15 protein-coding genes and 2 pseudogenes are annotated in these 13,189 nt (G+C 63.9%); 12 read left to right on the top strand and 5 right to left on the bottom strand.

All coding sequences use genetic code 11. The features are described 5' to 3' along the window. The first annotated feature begins 70 nt into the window (after positions 1 to 70). From XH85_RS27660 to XH85_RS27645, 4 genes are all read left to right on the top strand, one after another. Positions 71 to 1,336 (top strand): serine hydrolase domain-containing protein, encoded by a 1,266-nt coding sequence (locus XH85_RS27660; protein WP_128934340.1) that lies wholly within the window; start codon positions 71 to 73, stop codon positions 1,334 to 1,336. 194 nt (positions 1,337 to 1,530) lie between these two features. Continuing rightward, positions 1,531 to 2,412, top strand: a complete 882-nt coding sequence (locus XH85_RS27655; RefSeq protein ID WP_128934339.1) for an AraC family transcriptional regulator — start codon at positions 1,531 to 1,533, stop codon at positions 2,410 to 2,412. 127 nt (positions 2,413 to 2,539) lie between these two features. Then, positions 2,540 to 3,202: an SRPBCC family protein gene (locus XH85_RS27650; protein WP_128934338.1), complete on the top strand. Its 663-nt coding sequence runs from the start codon at positions 2,540 to 2,542 to the stop codon at positions 3,200 to 3,202. Then, positions 3,202 to 3,564: an ArsR/SmtB family transcription factor gene (locus tag XH85_RS27645; RefSeq protein ID WP_091894923.1), complete on the top strand. Its 363-nt coding sequence runs from the start codon at positions 3,202 to 3,204 to the stop codon at positions 3,562 to 3,564. The genes XH85_RS27650 and XH85_RS27645 overlap by 1 nt, the downstream gene beginning before the upstream one ends. 38 nt (positions 3,565 to 3,602) lie before the next feature. Here XH85_RS27645 and XH85_RS27640 read toward each other — a convergent pair whose 3' ends face one another. Further along, the gene (locus XH85_RS27640) at positions 3,603 to 4,100 is read right to left on the bottom strand and encodes a peptide deformylase (RefSeq protein ID WP_128934337.1); all 498 of its coding nucleotides are present in this window, start codon (positions 4,098 to 4,100) and stop codon (positions 3,603 to 3,605) included. Between the two features lie 75 nt (positions 4,101 to 4,175). Here XH85_RS27640 and XH85_RS27635 point away from each other — a divergent pair, with 75 nt between their 5' ends. Further along, positions 4,176 to 4,760 carry a TetR/AcrR family transcriptional regulator gene (locus XH85_RS27635; protein ID WP_128934336.1) on the top strand — a complete coding sequence of 195 codons (585 nt, stop codon included), beginning with the start codon at positions 4,176 to 4,178 and terminating at the stop codon, positions 4,758 to 4,760. A 92-nt stretch (positions 4,761 to 4,852) separates the two neighbouring features. After that, positions 4,853 to 5,431 carry a DUF308 domain-containing protein gene (locus XH85_RS27630; RefSeq protein ID WP_164940277.1) on the top strand — a complete coding sequence of 193 codons (579 nt, stop codon included), beginning with the start codon at positions 4,853 to 4,855 and terminating at the stop codon, positions 5,429 to 5,431. Between the two features lie 16 nt (positions 5,432 to 5,447). Here the strand turns inward: XH85_RS27630 and XH85_RS27625 are convergent. Then, a pseudogene (locus tag XH85_RS27625) lies at positions 5,448 to 5,570 on the bottom strand (cupin domain-containing protein); the annotation flags it as partial. Between the two features lie 133 nt (positions 5,571 to 5,703). Between XH85_RS27625 and XH85_RS27620 the strand changes: the two are divergent. The 3 genes from XH85_RS27620 to XH85_RS27610 all read left to right on the top strand — a co-directional run bounded on the left by XH85_RS27620 (position 5,704) and on the right by XH85_RS27610 (position 8,982). Further along, on the top strand, positions 5,704 to 6,720 hold the full coding sequence (locus XH85_RS27620; RefSeq protein ID WP_128934335.1) for an alpha/beta hydrolase: 1,017 nt from the start codon (positions 5,704 to 5,706) through the stop codon (positions 6,718 to 6,720). A 202-nt stretch (positions 6,721 to 6,922) separates the two neighbouring features. After that, entirely contained in the window at positions 6,923 to 7,951 is a 1,029-nt protein-coding gene (locus XH85_RS27615) for a putative zinc-binding metallopeptidase (protein WP_128937438.1), read from the top strand. Next, complete coding sequence (locus XH85_RS27610; protein WP_164935167.1) at positions 7,948 to 8,982, top strand: D-alanine--D-alanine ligase family protein; 1,035 nt, start codon at positions 7,948 to 7,950, stop codon at positions 8,980 to 8,982. Before XH85_RS27615 ends, XH85_RS27610 begins: the two co-directional genes overlap by 4 nt. Positions 8,983 to 9,058: 76 nt before the next feature. On the opposite strand, the pseudogene XH85_RS27605 reads toward XH85_RS27610, so the two are convergent. Further along, positions 9,059 to 9,516 (bottom strand): annotated as a pseudogene (locus XH85_RS27605) (cupin domain-containing protein). A 92-nt stretch (positions 9,517 to 9,608) separates the two neighbouring features. On the opposite strand from XH85_RS27605, the gene XH85_RS27600 reads away from it, so the two are divergent. The 3 genes from XH85_RS27600 to XH85_RS27590 all read left to right on the top strand — a co-directional run bounded on the left by XH85_RS27600 (position 9,609) and on the right by XH85_RS27590 (position 11,831). After that, on the top strand, positions 9,609 to 9,896 hold the full coding sequence (locus tag XH85_RS27600) for a hypothetical protein (protein ID WP_128934333.1): 288 nt from the start codon (positions 9,609 to 9,611) through the stop codon (positions 9,894 to 9,896). Further along, complete coding sequence (locus XH85_RS27595) at positions 9,893 to 10,324, top strand: PIN domain-containing protein (protein ID WP_164935168.1); 432 nt, start codon at positions 9,893 to 9,895, stop codon at positions 10,322 to 10,324. The genes XH85_RS27600 and XH85_RS27595 overlap by 4 nt, the downstream gene beginning before the upstream one ends. Positions 10,325 to 10,613: 289 nt before the next feature. Continuing rightward, positions 10,614 to 11,831 (top strand): MFS transporter, encoded by a 1,218-nt coding sequence (locus XH85_RS27590; RefSeq protein WP_128934331.1) that lies wholly within the window; start codon positions 10,614 to 10,616, stop codon positions 11,829 to 11,831. Positions 11,832 to 11,852: 21 nt separating this feature from the next. Here XH85_RS27590 and XH85_RS27585 read toward each other — a convergent pair whose 3' ends face one another. Both XH85_RS27585 and XH85_RS27580 read right to left on the bottom strand, forming a co-directional pair. Further along, entirely contained in the window at positions 11,853 to 12,239 is a 387-nt protein-coding gene (locus tag XH85_RS27585) for an ester cyclase (RefSeq protein WP_128934330.1), read from the bottom strand. A gap of 56 nt (positions 12,240 to 12,295) precedes the next feature. Continuing rightward, positions 12,296 to 13,168, bottom strand: coding sequence for a bifunctional helix-turn-helix transcriptional regulator/GNAT family N-acetyltransferase (locus XH85_RS27580; RefSeq protein WP_128934329.1), 873 nt, complete (start codon positions 13,166 to 13,168; stop codon positions 12,296 to 12,298). Between the last annotated feature and the right edge of the window lie 21 nt (positions 13,169 to 13,189).

Genomic DNA, 13,189 nt, shown 5'->3' with positions numbered 1-13,189 from the left:
CAAACGGCAGATGTCCACCATTCCTTCGCGTGATAGGACATCGGGATTACTTTTTCGGGAGCTCGCCTTGATGTCCCTCGCCACCGCTAGCAGCAACTTACCCGGCACCGCCAACCCCACCTCCACCGACCCCAAAACCCTCGGCTGGATGCACGGCTTCCCGCCATCCCCAGACCGCACCATCACCTTCCAGGATGGCTCGTTCCGCAATTTCCCCGAACTGCGCTGGGCCTGGAGCAACATCCGCCAGCTCGTGCCCACCGTGAACGTCTGGCGCGGGGCAGGGCCGGCGTCGGTGTTTTCGCGCGAGGACCATGACATCGGCGCGGTCGGCTCGATCACGATGGACGGCCGGCCCATGACGTTCGCAAAGATGCTGGAGGAGACCTACACCGACGGCATCGCGGTGCTGCATCGGGGCAAGCTGATCTATGAGCGCTACTTTGGCGCGTTGAAGCCGCACAAGCCGCATATCGCGATGTCGGTGACGAAGTCGTTCACCGGCGTGCTCGCGGGCATGCTGGTCGCCGAGGGCAAGGTCGATCCGCAGGCACCCGTGACCGACTACGTGCCGGAGCTGAAGGCAAGCGCGTTTGGGGACGCGCGCGTGCACGAGGTCATGGATATGACCACGGGGCTCGCCTACACCGAGGTCTATACCGACAAGAATTCGGATGTGTGGGGGCTGCGGCGCGCCAACGGCATGGCGCCGATCCCGCCCGGCTATGAAGGCGCGACCACTATCTTCGATTTTCTCATCGCGCAGAAGAAGCAGGGCGAGCACGGCAAGGCCTTCGCCTACAAGACGGTCAACACCGACGTGCTGGCCTGGATCATCAGGCGCGCCAGCGGCATGACGCTGTCCGATCTTTTGTCCGAGCGGATCTGGCAGCCGATGGGTGCGGAGGAGGACGCCCATTATCACGTCGACCGCATCGGCACCGAAAGCGGCGGCGGCGGTCTCTCCACCACGTTGCGCGATCTCGCCCGCTTCGGCGAGACCATGCGCAATCACGGCCGCTTCAACGGCCGCCAGATCGTGCCGTCGTCCGTGGTCGAGGACATCGCGCGCGGCGGCGACCCCGAAAAATTCAAGCCGGCCGGCTACACCACGCTGCCGGGCGCCTCCTACCGTAACCAATGGTGGGTCACGCACAATGCTCACGGCGCCTACATGGCGCGCGGCGTCTATGGCCAGGGCATCTATATCGATCCCAGGGCCGAGATGGTGATCGCGCGCTACGCCTCGCATCCGATGGCGGGCAACGCCGCCAACGACCCCGTGACGCTGCCGGCCTACATGGCGCTGGCGAAGGCGCTGATGGCGGGCGGGTAGGTACGTCGGGACGCCGGTCCTCGTAGCCTGGATTAATCCGGGACTGGCCAGCCGCATCGCGCAGCTGCCTCTGTGGCAAGAATCCCGGATTGCGCTGCGCTCCATCCGGGCTACGGATCTTTGCCAAACCGCAAGATCGGTCGAGCACGCCACGGCCGTCTGCCGCTAACTGGAGCCGCCATGGAGGAGGGACGATGAAGGCGGCGCTGCAAAACTATCAGGACCGGATGCGACGGGTGCTGGACCATATCGACCGGCATCTCGACGATGATCTGGACCTGGAAACCCTGAGCGGTGTTGCGGCCTTCTCGAAATTTCATTTCCACCGGCAGTTCACGGCGACCTTCGGTCTATCCGTGCATCGCTATGTCCAGCTGGCCCGCATGAAGCGTGCTTCGCATCAGCTCGCCTACATGGACGCCCTTGATATCACTGACATCGCGACGGATGCCGGCTACGACGCACCGGATGCCTTCGCCCGCGCCTTTCGGCAACGGTTCGGGCAATCGCCGTCGTCGTTCCGGAAATCTCCCGACTGGGAGCCGTGGCTTGCGGCCTTCGGGCCTCTCGACAACGCCAGGAGCAAGCTCATGCAGACGACTTTTACCAATGACGACGTGACGATCCGCGATGTGCCCACCACCAAGGTGGCGATCATGGAGCACCGGGGCGACCCGGCGATGCTTCCTGCCACCATCCAGCGCTTCATCGCTTGGCGCAAGGCAGCGGGCCTGCACCCCAAGACGAATCCGACCTTCAATATCTGGCGCTCCGAGCGCCGGCCTGCCTCGCCTTCCGATTACAGCATCGACCTTTGCGTCGGCACCGACCGGCCGGTCGACGCCAATGGCGACGACATCAAAGCCGGCGAGATCCCTGGTGGACGCTGCGCCGTGCTGCGCGTCGTCGGCTACACCGACGATCTGGAGCCCGCCGCGCTCTATCTCTATCGCGACTGGCTCCCGGCCAGCAGCGAGGAAGCGCGCGACTTCCCGATCTATTGCCAGCGGCTGAGCTTCTTCCCGGAGGTGCCGGAGCATGAGACGGTCGCGGAACTATTCCTGCCGCTGAAATAGGATCTGTTGGTGGCGGCCTGTCCTGTCGCGGCGGGGCAGGCCGCAATCTACGAGTGCAATATAAGCCTTGACTTATATTAGTGCGGATTGATATTCCTCTTTGCGCAAAGCGATAAGGAGGAACGCAATGGAGATCGACGTCGCCAGGGTCTTGGGGCTTGTCACGCGTTCAGTGCGCAATTTCGAGAAAGACGGAAAATCGGCGAGCGCGGTGACTCTCACGCGGCTTTACGACACGAGCGTCGACGATCTCTGGGACGCCGTGACCAGCAGCGGGCGCATTCCGCGCTGGTTCCTGCCGGTCGAGGGAGACCTCGAGCTCGGCGGACGGTACCAACTCAGGGGCAATGCGGGCGGTACCATCACGGCGTGCACGCCGCCGACACATTTCGCCGCGACGTGGGAATTTGCAGGCGCGGTAAGCTGGATCGATGTCAAGCTGGCAGCAGAACGAAGTCAGGCGCGTTTGACGCTCGAGCACACTGCGATCATCGAGGATCATTGGAATCAGTTCGGCCCAGGTGCGGTGGGCATCGGTTGGGATCTCGCTCTTGCGGGACTTGAGCGCTATCTTGCGACCGGGGCATCGGTCGATCACGAGACGGCCGAGGCGTGGATGGGCTCGCCTGAGGGCAAGGACTTCATGACGACAAGCGGCGAGTTTTGGCGCGCAGCGCATGTCGCAAGCGGGGTCGATCCTGCCTCCGCAAAGGAGCGCTCGGACCGCACCATTGCGTTCTATCGCGGCGAGATGCCGCCCGACATCGCGCATCCCGGCACGGGAAGCTGATGCACGTCTTCGAGGTCCTCGCCGATCCCGTGCGCCGTCGCATTCTCGAACTGCTGGCGCTTCAGGAAATGGCGTCCGGCGAGGTCGTCGACGTGATCGGGGCCGAATTCGGAATCACGCAGGCGGCGGTCTCGCAGCACCTCAAGGTGCTGCGCGAGAGCGGCTTTGCAAGCGTTAGGGCGGAGGCGCAAAGGCGCCTCTATTCGGTCGACGTTGCCGGGCTTCGCGCGGTGGATGCGTGGATCGGCCAGTTCAGGAATTTCTGGGAGCCGAAGCTGGACGCGCTGGCAACCGAGATCGCGCGCGGCAAACGCGAGCGGCGCAACGCGCCAATGACCAAGCGGAGCGGGAAGAGGGCTTGAGGACGTGGCGATGGGCGGAAGCCGCCATCACGTCACGCTCACCCCCGCGACATCTTCTCGAACCGCTTCACCAGCCGCTCCCGCTTCAGCCGCGACAGCCGTTGCAGCCAGAACATCCCGTCGAGTTGGTCGATCTCGTGCTGGTGGCACACGGCGCGCAGGCCATCCGACTCCTCGGTCTGCGTGTTGCCGTCAAGATCCTGATAGCTGATCCGCACGCGGGCGTGGCGCTGCACCTCGTCGTTGACTCCAGGCATCGAGACGCTGCCCTCCCGGTGCAGGATCATCTCGGGCGAGGCCCATGTGATCTCCGGATTGACATAGGTCTGCGGGCCGTCTTTCGAGTCGAGCTCGAGCACCACCACCCGCAGGGGCACGCCGATATGCGGCCCGGTGATGCCGATGCCGGGCGCGGCGCGCATCGTGTCGAGCAGGTCCTGCGCGAGTTCGCGCAAGCCGTCGTCGAAGACGGTCACGGGGCGGGCAGGGCTCGCGAGCCGGCGGTCGGGATAGCGGATGATCGGGCGGATGGTCATGCAGGCTCCTACCACTCACGGATCATTGAAGCACGCCATCTTGATTGTCTACCAACTGGAAGGTAGACAATCGACATGAGCAATACTTCATCGACTGCCGACGACATTCTGGCCTGCGCACGTACGCTGATCATTGCAGGCGGCTACAACGGTTTCAGCTACGCCGACGTCGCCGAAATCGTCGGCATCCGCAAGCCCAGCATCCACCACCATTTCGCCAGCAAGGTCGATCTGGTCCGCACCCTCGTGTCGCGCTATCGCGAGGAGGCCCAGGCGGGACTGTCGGCACTCGAACGCAATATTCCAGACCCCGCCGAGCAGCTCAAAAGCTACATCGCGTACTGGGAAACGTGCATCAAGGACGCGACGGCTCCGTTCTGCGTGTGTGCGCTCCTTGCCAGCGAGTTTCCGATCCTGCCCGAGGACGTGGCAGTCGAGGTCCGGGCTCATTTCCGCGCACTGGCCTCGTGGCTGACATCGGTGATGGAGCGCGGCAAACGGCAGGGGCGGCTCCAGTTCTCCAGCACCGCGCGGGTCGAGGCGGAAGGATTCATGGCGACCGTTCACGGCGCGATGCTGTCGGCGCGCGCCTATGGCGACCCCAAGATATTTGGGACCATTACCCGGCCACTGCTGGACCGGCTTTCCCTCAGGCACTGACGACGAGGTCGATACAGGCTGCAAAAGCATCGCGGCGGCGCGGCGATTCGGCTTCATAGCAAATCTACCAACTAGTAGGTAAGGAGCGGACAATGAGTGATCGCGAGATGGTTTTGGATACGGCCGACCATGTGCAATGGCTGAAGCACTATTATTTCCTGCGTGTGGCGTTTTCCGTCGCCTGGGTCATCGCGGCCTTTGCGATCGCGCCGTCGTCTGCGGTGAGCGCAGCAGCGTTGCTCGTGGTCTATCCGGCATGGGATGCCGCGGCCAATTATCTCGACGCGCTCTGCAGCGGCGGGTTGGCGCAAAACCGCACGCAGGTCCTGAACGTGCTGGTCAGCCTGGCCACCACCATCGCGGTCATCCTGGCCTTGCAGGTGAGCATGAATTGGGTGCTCGGAATCTTCGGGGCCTGGGCGATCCTGTCCGGATTGCTTCAGCTCGGCACGGCGGTGCGGCGCTGGAAGCGTTTCGGCGCGCAGTGGGCCATGGTGCTCAGCGGTGGCCAGTCGGCTCTGGCGGGCGGCTTCTTCATCTTCCAGGCCTCGATGCCTGCAGTGCCGTCGATCGCGAACGTCGCGGGCTATGCTGCGGTCGGCGCGCTCTATTTTCTGGTCTCGGCGGTCTGGCTCACCGTCAGCACGTGGCGCGGCAGCGCAGCCATGTGAAGCTACGCTGCTGACGTCACGCCGGATACGGCGTGCCGTCCTTGTGCAGGAAGCGGCCGTCGGATGCCGGGCTCATCATGTCGATATCGGAGCAGGTGATGAGGTCTTCTTGCGAACGCGAGCCGACTTCGAGGTAGATCCTTGAGAACGCAGGAGCGGCTACCGCGCATGGGGATTTTCGAGTTTTTGTTGGCACGGCGAATTTGCCCTGCATCGGCGCTTCGCATAACAATGCTGCCAACAAGAAACATCGAGAATGGAGGAAGCACCTCATGCGCAGGACCCTGATCGCCCTGGCAACAGCCATCGCATCAGCAACGCCGGCCGCGGCCGACTATCTCGTCAAGGAGGTCGGCAGCTTCCACATCGGTGGGCGCACCGAGACGCTGAGCGGGCTTGCCTCGAAGGAGATCGTGTTCTCGCCCGGCGCGCCGCCGATCAAGGTCGATCCGAACGGCGAGTTCGAGGTCGAGCAGATGTATGTCCAGTTCGTCAAGCTCGCGCAGCCGAAGTCGAAACTGCCGCTGCTGCTCTGGCATGGCGGCGGCCTCTCCGGCGCGACCTGGGAGACCAAGCCCGACGGTAAGCCGGGCTGGCAGCAGTTCTTCCTCAATGCCGGTTATGACGTCTACGTCTCGGATGCGGTCGAGCGCGGCCGCGCTTCCTGGGCGCGCTATCCTGAAATCTTCAAGAGCGAGCCGTTCTTCCGGCCGAAGAAGGAGGCATGGGAGCTGTTCCGGATCGGGCCGAGCTACGAAGTCGGCGGCAAGCGCGAGGCGTTCGAGGGCGAGCAGTTCCCGATCGAGGCGTTCGACCAGTTCGCCAAGCAGGGTATTCCGCGCTGGGCCACGAACGACGCTGCCACGCAAAAAGCCTATGACTCGCTGGTGCAGAAGGTGTGCCCCTGCATCATCGTAGTGCACAGCCAGGGCGGCAATTTCGGCTTTACTGCCGCGCTCAATGCGCCCGACAAAGTCAAGGCGCTGATCGCCGTCGAACCGTCAGGCGCGCCTGATCCCGCCAAGGCCGATGCCGCAAAACTCAAGGGCGTGCCGCATCTCATCGTGTGGGGCGATTTCCTGGACAAGGTCTCGGTGTGGTCGAAGCTCGTGGTCAATCCGACGAGATGGGGACAGGCGATCGCGGCGACCGGCGGGAAGGTCGATACGTTCGAGCTGCCCAAGATGGGGATCAAGGGCAATACCCACATGATGATGATGGACCGCAACTCCGACGACATCGCCAGGCTGGTCAACGATTGGATCGGAAAGCAGGGCCTCGCCAACTAAGGCATGTGCTCACAAGCGTTGGGCTTCCGAGCCCAACCCGGAACTCGTCCCGCCTGGACGTTAACGGCGGCCGATGACCCCAAGCCGATGCGGGCCGCTGAACAACGGCACGTTGCCGGCACGTTGCGAAGGGTCGAGTTGTTGTCAGCAGCATCCTATGACATCATCTAGCTACCGGGTTGTTAGGACTTCCAGATCCGCTATGCCACGCCGGAAATATCGTTGGGAACGGCTGTCGGATGATCAGTTGCTCAAGCAACGGCTCAGCAGCCTGGGGGTTGCGGTCGAAGGCACTTGGCTCGAGGATTGTGTCAGCGCTCTCCACGAAGAGCTCGAAGAGCGGGGCATCCGGCTGCGGCCACATACATGGATCTCGAGCGAATGGTTTAGTCCGGCGGGTGTTCCCGGCATTGCCATCCCATTTTATCTCGCCCATCCCCGCTTGATGAAGCTCGAGAAGAAGATGATGTTCGATGTCGAGGGTGGAACTTGGCGCGAGTGCATGGCCATCCTCCGTCACGAGGCGGGCCATGCCATGCAGCACGGCTACCAATTGCAGCGCCGCCGGCGCTGGCAGCAGCTGTTCGGCCCGTCATCGAAACACTACCCGCGCTACTACCGGCCCAATCCGGCCAGCCGGCGCTATGTCCAACATCTGCGCCTCTGGTACGCGCAGAGCCACCCCGACGAAGACTTCGCCGAAACTTTTGCAGTGTGGCTGCGGCCGCGTTCGAACTGGCGGACGCGATATGCCGGTTGGCCAGCGCTGAAGAAACTCGAATATGTCGACGAGCTGATGGGCGAGATTGCGGGAAAGCGACCGCTGATCACCACGCGAGAGCGTGTCGACCCGCTGCGCCAGCTCAGCGAAACACTCGAAGACCATTACAAGAAGAAGCAGGCGTTCTACGCCTTCACGCCGCCGAAGACCTACGACCGCGACCTCTCCAGGCTCTTTTCCGCCGACCCACGACATAAACGTGGAAAACCGGCTTCGGTCTTGATCAGGCGACACCGCGCCCAAATCAGGCAATTGGTCGCGCGGTGGACGGGCGAGAACCAGCTCACGCTTGATGCTGTGCTTGACGACATGATCTCCCGCTGCCGCGAGCTCGATCTGCGTGCCGTCGGACCGGAGCAGAAGCTCGTCCTCGACTTCACCGTCCTCGTGACCGCCAAGACCATGCACGCGCTATTCGGCCCATCGCGCCGCAAATGGATCGCACTATGAGACGGCTTCGCATTCTGGTGCTCATGCATCCGGACTTCATGCCACCGGACTCGACCGACGGATACACCGCGCAACAGATCAACGAATGGAAAACAGAATATGACGTGGTGAGCACCTTGCGCGCGGCCGGCCATGAGGTTCGCCCCCTCGGCGCGCAGGAGGAAATCAGGCCGGTGCGCGACGAGATCGAGAGCTTCAAGCCGCACGTGGCCTTCACGCTGCTGGAAGAGTTCCACTATAACGTTGCCTATGACCAGCACATCGCGAGCTATCTCGAGCTGATGAAGGTCCCGTATACGGGCTGCAACCCGCGTGGTCTGATGCTGGCGCGCGGCAAGGACCTGTCTAAGACGCTGGTGCATCATCGCCGGATCGCGGTTCCGGCCTTCGCCGTCTTCCCGATGCGCCGCAGGGTCAAGCGACCTGCACATCTCGCGCTGCCGCTGATCGTCAAGAGCCTGAACCTGGATGGATCCTTCGGCATCTCGCAGGCATCCATCGTCGATACGGACGAGAAGCTCGCAGAGCGGGTCGCGTTCATCCACGACCGGAGCGAAACCGCCGCCATCGCCGAGCAGTTTATCGAGGGGCGCGAGCTTTATGTCGGCGTGCTCGGCAATAATCGGCTGCGAGTTCTGCCCATTTGGGAGCTAAAGTTCGGCAGCATGGGCGGGCGCAGGTCACGGCAGATCGCCACCGAAAAAGCCAAGCACGATACCGATTATCAGGAGCGTGTCGGGATAGTCGACGGACCGGCGACGGACCTCGCACCCGAAGTCACCGCTCGCATTCAGCGAGCCGCAAAGCGCATCTACCGGGCGCTTGGGCTCGATGGATACGCGCGCATCGATTTTCGCCTCACGGCCGATGGCACGCCGTATTTCATCGAGGCGAACCCCAATCCCGAGATCGCAAAGAGCCAAGAGTTCGCTACAGCGGCTCGGCATGACGGACTTAACTACACGGACCTGCTGCATCGCATTCTGGCTCTCGGAATTAGCCGGGCAAAGGCGGGCGTATCCGTAGGCTGAGAGGCAACGCGAGACAGGCAGCATGTCGTTGCATCTCCCGACCCGGATGGCCCGCTGCGCGGGCTCATGAGTCCACCTAGTCCGGATACGGCGTGCCGTCCTTGTGCAGGAACCGGCCGTCGGATGCCGGGCTCATCATGTCGATGTCGGAGCAGGTGATGAGGTCATCTTGCGAGCGCGAGCCGACTTCGAGATAGACGGCCGTCGTGTTCGACCTGTTGATCATGTGATGGCCGTTGCCGCTTGTCTTTGGGAAAGCCGCGCAGTCGCCCGCGCGCAACGCGGTTTCGCCGTCCTCCGCGATCAGCGTCACTTCGCCTTCGAGGATGTAGACGAACTCGTCCTCGTGCGAATGCCAGTGCGCTGGCTCGACCAATTGCCCGGCGGCAGGCGCATCAGGTTGATGCCGAAATCTGACAGGCCTCCGGCATTGCCGAGCCGCTGCCGGATGCGGTCGGCGCATGGGGCGCTGAAGGGCGCGGGGTAGCCGGAGCCCTTGCGAGCCGGCACTGTGGCGAGGTCGATCTTTGGCATGCCGAGATTCCGATCGTTGGTTGCCGGGACGGGCGCGTCCGGCGCAAAGCATCTTGCCGTCTGTTACTTATGGGCGTATGTAAGTCAGCATCATGGCTCATATCAGCATCCGCGATCTACAGAAGATTTCCGGTGAAGCCATCGGTGCGTTGCCCGGCCCGACGGCCGTGAAATCGGGTGAGCGGACGGTCGGGCTTCTGATCCCGCTCAAGGCGACCGATCCGGAGCGCTTGGCGGCCGTTCTGGCGCGTGCGGAACGACTGGCCAAAGGCCGCGACGCGGCTGCGGACGATGCGGCGCTCGCCGGCTTCGGCGAGGTCGATCCGGTCGACTGGTCGGTTGCGGCGGTGAAGGCCCTGACGCGCAAGCGGAAAGCGTGAGACGGCCGTCGACGACTGTCGTCATCGATGCGGCCATTCTGGTCGCCGCGGTTCGCGGCCGAAGTTCGGGCGCGCTTTTGGCCGCCGCCGGAAAGGTGATCCTCGTGACGACGGATCGTGTCGTTCAGGAGGCGCGTCGGCGCATCGCGCTCGGCTTGCAGCGCCCCGAACTGCTCGATGTGCTGGATGTTCTATCGGAGTTGTTGACGATCGTTCCCGTTGCATCGTTGGAGCCGGTCATCGCCCGGTGCGAGGAGGCCCTTCGCGATGCCGTGCCGAGCCGCAATGGATCGGTGCGCGATGCCCATGTGCTCGCGTTGGCGTGGAGCGTCGAGGCCGATGTCTGGACCACCGACCGCGACTTCGCCGGAACCGGCGTCGCAACATGGTCGACGCCCAATTTCATGCGAGCGCTAAGCGAGATCTGAGCATCGAACCGGGCAGGATACGTGGCGCACCGAGGATGGCGAAGTTCGATCGCAATGAGATCAAGTTCAGCGGGATGATGCCATTGTGCCGGTGTTTTGCCCGACGCGTCAAATCGCGGTCGCAACGCCGTAAGTCATTGATCCGGCAGGGATCGGCTACTGTGCATGGGGTTGTTTTCGCACATTTTATTGGCAGGTCACAAAAGCGTGCGGCAAAAACGACGTTGCGCTGTCGGCCGGCGCTGTTCCCGTTCGTCTTCCACCCAGACAGATCTGACGGGAGACCAAAATGACTCAATCCCCCTACCGCTGGGTGATCGTCGCCGCCGGCGGCCTGCTTGGCTGCGTCGCGATCGGCGGCATGTTTTCGCTGCCGGTGTTCTTGCAGCCGATCACGAAGGACACCGGCTGGTCGGTGACCGGCATCTCCAGCGCGATGACCATCGGCTTTCTGGCCATGGCCTTCACCAGCATGGTCTGGGGCACGCTGACGGATAGATTCGGGCCGCGGCCGGTGGTGCTGACGGGATCGACGGTGCTGGCGCTGAGCCTGTTCGCCGCGAGCCATGCGGCCTCGCTGATCGTATTCCAGTTCGTGTTCGGCCTCCTGGTCGGGGCGGCCTGCGCGGCGATCTTCGCGCCGATGATGGCGACCGTGACCGGCTGGTTCGAGACCCAACGCAGCCTCGCTGTGTCGCTGGTCTCGGCCGGCATGGGCATGGCGCCGATGACGATGGCACCGTTTGCGGCCTGGCTCGTCTCCGGCCACGATTGGCGCACCTCGATGCAGATCGTCGCGCTGGTGGTCGGCGCCATCATGATCCCGGTCTCGTTCCTGGTGCGCCGTCCGCCGGCGCTCGCGCATGCTGCCGCTGCACCAAAGGGCGAGGGCGCGCAGGGCGAGTTGTCAATGGGCGAGGCGCTGCGCTCGCCGCAATTCTTGATCCTGCTCGCCACCAACTTCTTCTGCTGCGCCACTCATTCCGGCCCGATCATCCACACCGTCAGCTATGCGGTGAGCTGCGGCATTCCGCTGGTCGCGGCGGTGACGATCTACAGCATCGAGGGTTTTGCCGGCCTGGGCGGCCGCATCGCCTTCGGCGTGCTCGGCGACCGCTTCGGCGCCAAGCGGGTGCTGGTCTCGGGCCTCCTGCTCCAGGCGTTCGGCGCGCTGGCCTACGTCTTCGCGCATCAGCTCGCGACGTTCTACGCGGTCGGCGCCGTCTTCGGCTTCATCTATGCCGGGACCATGCCGCTCTATGCCGTTCTCATTCGCGAGAACTTCCCGCTCAAGATGATGGGCACGGTGATCGGCGGCTCCGCGATGGCCGGCAGCCTCGGCATGGCAACCGGCCCGCTCGCAGGCGGCCTGATCTACGACGCGTTCTCGAGTTATGCCTGGCTCTATATCGCCTCCTGGGCGATGGGCCTCGGCGCCTTCCTGATGGCGATGACGTTCCGCCCATTCGCAAAGCCGCAAGGCGAGGCCGCACCAGCGCCGGCGTAAGTTCGAGATCGAGGCGCAGCGTCAGAGCTGCGCCTCGATCGCCGCCTTGTCGATCACCGACCAGACCTGCCGGATCTTTCCATCGTGAAACGCATAGAAGACGTGCTCGCAAAAGGACACGCGCTTGCCGTTCACGTCGAGGCCCAGGAATTGTCCGGCCGGCGTGCAGTCGAATGTCAGCCGGCAGGCTATGGTGGGCGGATCCGAGGTCAACAGCGCGATGTTGAAGCGTAGGTCCGGAATCTCGCGGAAATCCTGCTCCAGCATCGCGCGATAGCCGGACAGCCCGAGCGGCCGACCGTTGTGAACGACATTGTCATGCACGAACCGGCCGAGGGCCGGCCAGTCCTGCCGGTTCAGGCAGGCGATGTAGCTGCGATAGGTCTCGGCGAGATCGGCGCTGTTCATCGTGAAGCTCCCATGCTGCAAGCACGACGCAGCAGAGGCGAATTCGCCTCGCGGCGTCACAGTTGCTTTTCGAAGAACAGATCGGGGTAGGGATCGTCATTGAAGCGCGGAATCTCGCGCCAGCCGGTGCTGCGGTAGAGCTGGCCGGCCTCGGGCAGCGCGCTGTTGGTGTCGAGCCGCAGCAGCGTGATGCCGAGCTCGCGCGCAGCATCCTCGGTCGCGTCCATCAGGCGGCGGCCGAGCCGCAACCCGCGCGCGGCGGGCGCCACCCACAGCCGCTTGATCTCGGCATAGCCGTGATCGATGCCCTTCAATCCGACGCAGCCGATCGGCAGCGTGTCCGAGATCGCAACGATGAACGTGCCGCGCGGCCGGCGCATGTCCTTGGCATCGGGATCGCGCGAGCGCGAGACGTCAAAGCCCTGCTTGAAGCGGCGTCCGAGCTCGGCATAGTACTCGCCGAGGCAATGGCGGGCCTCCGCGCTTTGCGGGTCCATCTCGTCCAGAGTGACACGCTCGCGCGTCAGCGCGGAGGCGATCAGGTCCATCGCCGCCAGCAGCGCCTCGGCTTGCGAGTGTTGCGCCAGAATGCCATCGGCCTGCGCGTTCGACAGCGCCTCATAGGCCGCGAACTCGCGCCGGCCCGCGCGCGTGAGCTTCGCCATCCGCCGGCGCGCATCGTCCTCGCGCGCGTTGGTCTCGATCAGCCCTTCGTCCTCGAGGCTGCGGAGCAGCCGGCTCATCAGCCCGGAATCGAGGCCGAGATAGTCGCGGATCTCCGCCACGTCCGAGCGTCCGTGCCCGATCGCGTTGAGCACCCGCGCCGCGCCGAGCGGCCGGCCACGCCCCAGGAACGAGGTGTCGAGCGCACCGACGGCAGAGGTGACGGCGCGGTTGAAGCGGCGGACGCGGGAGACAGGGTCGAGCATAATGTCTGACTTTAGTCAGAT

This window comes from Bradyrhizobium zhanjiangense (genome assembly GCF_004114935.1).
GTDB classification, from domain to species: domain Bacteria; phylum Pseudomonadota; class Alphaproteobacteria; order Rhizobiales; family Xanthobacteraceae; genus Bradyrhizobium; species Bradyrhizobium zhanjiangense.
This window is presented reverse-complemented; position numbering and strand designations above follow the sequence as displayed.

Coding starts and splice junctions, on each gene's coding strand:
- XH85_RS27660 (WP_128934340.1), top strand. CDS start 71: ATGTCCCTCGCCACCGCTAGCAGCAACTTACCCGGCACCGCCAACCCC.
- XH85_RS27655 (WP_128934339.1), top strand. CDS start 1,531: ATGAAGGCGGCGCTGCAAAACTATCAGGACCGGATGCGACGGGTGCTG.
- XH85_RS27650 (WP_128934338.1), top strand. CDS start 2,540: ATGGAGATCGACGTCGCCAGGGTCTTGGGGCTTGTCACGCGTTCAGTG.
- XH85_RS27645 (WP_091894923.1), top strand. CDS start 3,202: ATGCACGTCTTCGAGGTCCTCGCCGATCCCGTGCGCCGTCGCATTCTC.
- XH85_RS27640 (WP_128934337.1), bottom strand. CDS start 4,100: ATGACCATCCGCCCGATCATCCGCTATCCCGACCGCCGGCTCGCGAGC.
- XH85_RS27635 (WP_128934336.1), top strand. CDS start 4,176: ATGAGCAATACTTCATCGACTGCCGACGACATTCTGGCCTGCGCACGT.
- XH85_RS27630 (WP_164940277.1), top strand. CDS start 4,853: ATGAGTGATCGCGAGATGGTTTTGGATACGGCCGACCATGTGCAATGG.
- XH85_RS27620 (WP_128934335.1), top strand. CDS start 5,704: ATGCGCAGGACCCTGATCGCCCTGGCAACAGCCATCGCATCAGCAACG.
- XH85_RS27615 (WP_128937438.1), top strand. CDS start 6,923: ATGCCACGCCGGAAATATCGTTGGGAACGGCTGTCGGATGATCAGTTG.
- XH85_RS27610 (WP_164935167.1), top strand. CDS start 7,948: ATGAGACGGCTTCGCATTCTGGTGCTCATGCATCCGGACTTCATGCCA.
- XH85_RS27600 (WP_128934333.1), top strand. CDS start 9,609: ATGGCTCATATCAGCATCCGCGATCTACAGAAGATTTCCGGTGAAGCC.
- XH85_RS27590 (WP_128934331.1), top strand. CDS start 10,614: ATGACTCAATCCCCCTACCGCTGGGTGATCGTCGCCGCCGGCGGCCTG.
- XH85_RS27585 (WP_128934330.1), bottom strand. CDS start 12,239: ATGAACAGCGCCGATCTCGCCGAGACCTATCGCAGCTACATCGCCTGC.
- XH85_RS27580 (WP_128934329.1), bottom strand. CDS start 13,168: ATGCTCGACCCTGTCTCCCGCGTCCGCCGCTTCAACCGCGCCGTCACC.